Source organism: Staphylococcus sp. HMSC034G07, assembly GCF_001835975.1.
GTDB lineage: Bacteria > Bacillota > Bacilli > Staphylococcales > Staphylococcaceae > Staphylococcus > Staphylococcus ureilyticus.
Genome location: NZ_KV826581.1, coordinates 1 through 5,293 on the forward strand (window position 1 = coordinate 1; position 5,293 = coordinate 5,293).

Below are 5,293 nucleotides of genomic sequence, written 5' to 3' on the forward strand. Positions count from 1 at the left end.
GTTAGCTATATTTTTTACTTTGCAACAGAACCGTTTTTTGTATATAGTCTTATAGGAATTGCTATATTTTTTGTGCCGGTAACGATTAATAATAACTCTTCAATTTTATTAGATCATTTTGTCACATGGATAAGTAGCGCATTACCTCTTTTAACTAAGATATTCATAATGATTATCATTATACTAGGTGCTATTTATCCATTTATTAAAGGGACATGGAATCGGAATACCGTTGAAACAATTTTTAGTTTATTTAAAGTTTTGGGAGTCATTATAGGCGTTTTGTTAATTTTTAACATTGGGCCAAGTTGGTTACTTAATGAACAAACGGGAATGTATGTTTTTAACTATTTGGTAATTCCGGTAGGATTAACAGTACCTGCAGGAGGCGCGGTATTAGCTTTATTAGTAGGATATGGCTTATTAGAATTTGTAGGTGTTTATGCGCAAAAAATTATGTACCCGATATGGAAAACGCCTGGACGTTCAGCAGTTAATGCTTTAGCATCTTTTGTTGCTAGTTTTGCTGTGGGTTTACTTATAACGAATAAAGAGTATAAAGAAGGTAAATTCACGGAAAAACAAGCTGTTATCATAGCAACCGGCTTTTCTACAGTTACTGTAGCTTTTATGATAGTTATTGCTAAAACCTTACACTTAATGGATATATGGAATTTATATTTTTGGTCTACCTTGTTTGTTACTGCTGCAGTAACAGCTTGTACAGTTAGGATTTGGCCTATCAGTAAAATTAGCAACACATATTATGATCAGCCATTTATAGAAGAAGATACAAGCGAATTAAAAGGTAAAAAAAAGCTACTTTTTGCATGGGAAAAAGCAATGGAAACTGTTGAATCATCACCTAACGTGATGAAAAATATTTGGTTGAATTTCAAAGAAAGTCTGATTATGACTATGAATATCTTACCCACCATATTATCAATAGGTTTAATTTGCTTGTTACTCGCAGAATATACAGTGATTTTCGATTATTTAGCATATGTTTTTTATCCATTAACTTGGATACTTCAAATACCAGATTCCTTTTTAACTGCAAAAGGCGCAGCTATTGGTATAACAGAAATGTTTTTGCCTTCATTAATTGTAGTCGAAGCACCATTAATCACTAAATTTATAATTGCTGTTACTTCTGTTTCTACAATTATATTCTTTTCAGCTAGTGTGCCTAGTATTCTCTCTACTGATATACCCATCCGCATAAGAGATTTAGTGGTTATATGGTTTGAGAGAACTGTATTGAGTTTAATTATAGTAACACCTATCGCATATATTTTTTTATAATTCAATAATAAAATATCGTATATAAAAAAATCACCTTTTTTACAAATATTTATAGTGATAAGGAAAGCAAGGATATGAAATTTCCATCTTAATTTACTGTTTTTTATTTTAAACTCAATTATATATTTAGGGTACACCCTAATAATACAAAATAAGTTGTTTGTCACTTTACTTGATATATGAGAACGATTTTACTTAGTAAATTAAAAACCAACGAACATTTTTAAAGTGTTCGTTGGTTTTTTTATTAATTTTATAAATTTATAATAATTACAGTTATATGAGTTAACTACTTAAATATTGAGAAACATAGTTTTCCAACGTAATGCTGTTCTAATGCCAAATGAGCTGACTTATATTTATCTAAATCAAACACTTTATCTACGTGAATAGTTGGCTGGTTTGAATTTATCCAATTTAAGAATGAGGTAAGTAAATTTAAGTCAATGTCAGCATAGTAAGGTTTGACTGTTAAATCACTTCTATCAATATTAAGTTCTTGGATTCCGTAAGGAAATACAACTTTTCCATTAGGTTTTATATTTTCAACTAGTTGATCTGCTATAATACCACCAGTGGTGAAAAAAGCTGAATCAAATTGATTAATATCAAACATTGACATGATTTCTTGTGAATTAAATTTTTTTCCATCAACAACATTATTGACACCTAGACTTTTAGCTAATCTGATACCATCGTTACCTGATACTATAGCAAAAATGTTTGCACCAAATGATTTTGCTATTTGAATGGCAATATGTCCTACTCCACCACTTGCCCCATGAATAAGAACATTATCATTTTTTTTGATATTTAATACATCTACCAATCCTCTATATGCAGTAAGTCCAATACCAGATATAGCAGAAGATTCTTCATAACTTAAGCACCGTGGTTTCAAATATACATGAGAGTCAGGTACTGCTACATATTCTGCATAAAAACCCCCTTTAGAATTTAAAAAACTCACTGCACACACTATATCTCCAACCTTATAGTTTTTTACATTTTTTCCTATTTTTATGATCTCTCCAACACCCTCAGAACCCAAAATATAAGGGAAATCAACTGATAAATTGAGCATTTTTTCATATCCACCTTCTCTTTCAAAAATATCCCACTGACCAATACCAGCATAAAATAATTTTATTAAAACTTCATTTTCATTTATTTTAGGTAAGTTAACTTCATTCAAATTCAATTTTTCTGCATTGCCAAATTCATTTAGCGTAATAGCTCTCATGTAAAATTCCTCCTTCAATGTTTATGTTAATATTACTATATAAACTTGCCATAAGTTGTCATGATTAGGAGGAGATTAATATAAATAAAATCCAAAAAATATTTAACCTCATTATGTATATTAATAATAAGAAAGAATTTACTGCTAGAGAAATATCCGAAGAGTTTTCTATTTCTATAAGGACGGCTCATCGATATTTGTTAGAAATAAGTGAATTAGGCATACCTTTATACACTGAAGTTGGCAAGTATGGGGGATATAGAGTGTTAGAAAATAGAATACTTCCACCTATTATCTTTAATGAAGAAGAAGCAATATCAATTTATTTTGCCTTTCAATCATTAGAATTTTATCAACAAATTCCCTTTGATATAAATATACAAACTGTAAAAGAAAAATTATACTTATCATTTCCATTAGATGCGAAAAAATTAATAAAAAGATACAATCAATATTTCAAGTTCTGGAATTCAAAAAAGCAACCTATAGATATAAGTTTGAAAAATATAATACTATCTTCAGTTAATAGTGAAATATTGAAGATTAGCTACCATGCTGTAAAAGAAAATTCTATACGTAAAATAATACCTATTGGTTTATATGCGTATAGTGGAAATTGGTACGTTCCCTCATATGATTTGATTAAGAAGGAAATGCGTACTTTTAGAGTTGATAGAATTAAAGATATTACATTCACAAAAAAATATCACAATATAGATTTCCAGCTTAATGAATATTTAAATAATATACAAAGTGATCCTAATGAACATGAAAGTCAACGTTTACAAGCAGAGTTCAATAAGGAAGGTATAAAGAAATGCAATGACGAGTATTGGTTACAAAAAAATTTGATGATAGAACATCAAAACTATGGATATATTGATTTATTGATTAAATCTCAAGAATTAGAATATTTGAAATCTCTGTTTTTAACATTTGGAAAAGATGTAAAAATAAAATCCCCAATTCAATTAAGGAATATGCTAGTCAAAGAACTTAAGAGTACATTGAAAGTATACGAAAGTTGATTAGATTAAAGCGTGTACAGAAAATAACCATTTTCTGTACACTCTTGTTTTATGTCTAAATAAGTAAGTATTACATAGAATTATGTGTTCAAAAACCCAACAAAAAATCTATGTTCACAAAAGACCTCGTAATCAAGTTATGGTACACTAAAGGTGTATATAGGAGGTCTGTATTTTGAAAATAGGTTATGCAAGAGTTTCAACTGGATTACAAAATTTGAATTTACAGGAGGATCGATTAAATACATATGGCTGTGAAAAGATATTTAATGACCATATGAGTGGTTCAAAAAGTAAGCGACCTGGTTTAGATAAAGCAATTGAATTTGCGAGGTCAGGAGATACGATTGTTGTTTGGAGATTAGATAGACTAGGACGGAACATGGAGGATTTAATCACGTTAGTTAATGAACTTAACGAACGAGGTGTGAGTTTTCATAGTTTAGAAGAAAATATAACGATGGATAAATCAAGTTCTACAGGACAATTATTATTTCATTTATTCGCAGCATTTGCAGAGTTTGAACGTAATTTAATTTTAGAGCGATCATCAGCCGGTCGAATTGCAGCACGTGCTAGAGGCCGATATGGAGGTAGACCTGAAAAATTAAATAAACAAGATTTAAACTTACTTAAGACACTTTATGATAATGGTACGCCAATTAAAACAATTGCAGAGCAGTGGCAAGTTTCACGTACAACTATTTATCGTTATCTCAATAAATTAGAGGCAAAAGAGAATAAAAACAAGTAGAGCAACTAATCTAGCTTACTATAATGAATCTACTAAATAATTTTATATATCATTAACATACAAAGACTTTGATTCAATGTCACTCGATGTAAAAGAGACGTTCTGACAGCGTCTAAAATCTCATAATATTTTCCTGTTATGAGATTTTAATAATAACACAAGAAAAAAGCGTACAAATTCGTACGCTTTTTTAATATAATACCTGTTTCACTAATGAATGTTTATGATCTTTGTATATGTTTAGTTAAGATATAAATTTCCTCTCAGCTATAAAATATATTAATTTGGCCTCCATCAACTTCTTTTTTTAATTTTTCAAAAACAGGTAATTCTGAACCAGATATCATTAAGTTGATTTACTCTTTGAACTTGGACTTCTTCACCAATAACCAATCTAACAAGCTTTTTCATTCTTCTGTCTCCCTTCAACAAACAAAAAAATGGTTCCTGTTAAACACACGTATAACGTGCGTGAGTGTTTAACAGAAGCCATTCATTGGTCTCATAAGACGATCAAAAGCGAACTTCATAGCTTTATTTTATTGTTTAATTTATTATACCAAGTTTTAAAACTCAAATTATATACTATTTAATAAATTTAACGGAAGTGGTTAATTAGTCTATTGATACTAAACACGCATATTATATTAGTTTCTTTTTTCTAATAATTCCATGCCTGTGTTTTCATCTGTAACTAAAACATCAATAAGATGATTATTTAAAGCTGCTTTTATAGCTTTTTCCTTATTTTTTCCACCAGCTATACCTATTTTCAACGGAATTCTTTTATATTCTTCTATTTCTAACGAAATAATACGATTATTCCATTCACAATCAATTTTCTTACCATTTTCGTCAATAAAATTATATATAATATCTCCAATGGCCTTGTTTTTAATATCTTTGAAGGTTCTGTTGCAAAGTTGAACTTATAGTATAATTTTAACAAAAAGGAGTCTTCTG

At 29.2% G+C, this 5,293-nt stretch carries 5 protein-coding genes; 3 read left to right on the plus strand and 2 right to left on the minus strand.

Annotation, left to right across the window (positions count from 1 at the left end; translation table 11 throughout):
• Window positions 1-9: 9 nt before the first annotated feature.
• Window positions 10-1,305, plus strand: coding sequence for a YjiH family protein (locus tag HMPREF2586_RS00240; RefSeq protein WP_070812578.1), 1,296 nt, complete (start codon window positions 10-12; stop codon window positions 1,303-1,305).
• 289 nt (window positions 1,306-1,594) lie between these two features.
• Here the strand turns inward: HMPREF2586_RS00240 and HMPREF2586_RS00245 are convergent, their stop codons facing one another.
• Window positions 1,595-2,548: a quinone oxidoreductase family protein gene (locus tag HMPREF2586_RS00245; RefSeq protein WP_070812576.1), complete on the minus strand. Its 954-nt coding sequence runs from the start codon at window positions 2,546-2,548 to the stop codon at window positions 1,595-1,597.
• Window positions 2,549-2,661: 113 nt separating this feature from the next.
• Here HMPREF2586_RS00245 and HMPREF2586_RS00250 point away from each other — a divergent pair, with 113 nt between their 5' ends.
• Both HMPREF2586_RS00250 and HMPREF2586_RS00255 read left to right on the plus strand, forming a co-directional pair.
• Complete coding sequence (locus HMPREF2586_RS00250) at window positions 2,662-3,576, plus strand: helix-turn-helix transcriptional regulator (RefSeq protein ID WP_083319556.1); 915 nt, start codon at window positions 2,662-2,664, stop codon at window positions 3,574-3,576.
• A 175-nt stretch (window positions 3,577-3,751) separates the two neighbouring features.
• Window positions 3,752-4,330, plus strand: coding sequence for a recombinase family protein (locus HMPREF2586_RS00255; RefSeq protein WP_000690637.1), 579 nt, complete (start codon window positions 3,752-3,754; stop codon window positions 4,328-4,330).
• A gap of 647 nt (window positions 4,331-4,977) precedes the next feature.
• Here the strand turns inward: HMPREF2586_RS00255 and HMPREF2586_RS12550 are convergent.
• Window positions 4,978-5,229, minus strand: a complete 252-nt coding sequence (locus HMPREF2586_RS12550) for a sugar-binding domain-containing protein (RefSeq protein ID WP_081256393.1) — start codon at window positions 5,227-5,229, stop codon at window positions 4,978-4,980.
• Window positions 5,230-5,293: the final 64 nt, after the last annotated feature.

Excerpts from the sequence above, each read along its gene's own strand:
- HMPREF2586_RS00245 (WP_070812576.1), bottom strand. The coding sequence starts at position 2,548 with ATGAGAGCTATTACGCTAAATGAATTTGGCAATGCAGAAAAATTGAAT.
- HMPREF2586_RS00250 (WP_083319556.1), top strand. The coding sequence starts at position 2,662 with ATGTATATTAATAATAAGAAAGAATTTACTGCTAGAGAAATATCCGAA.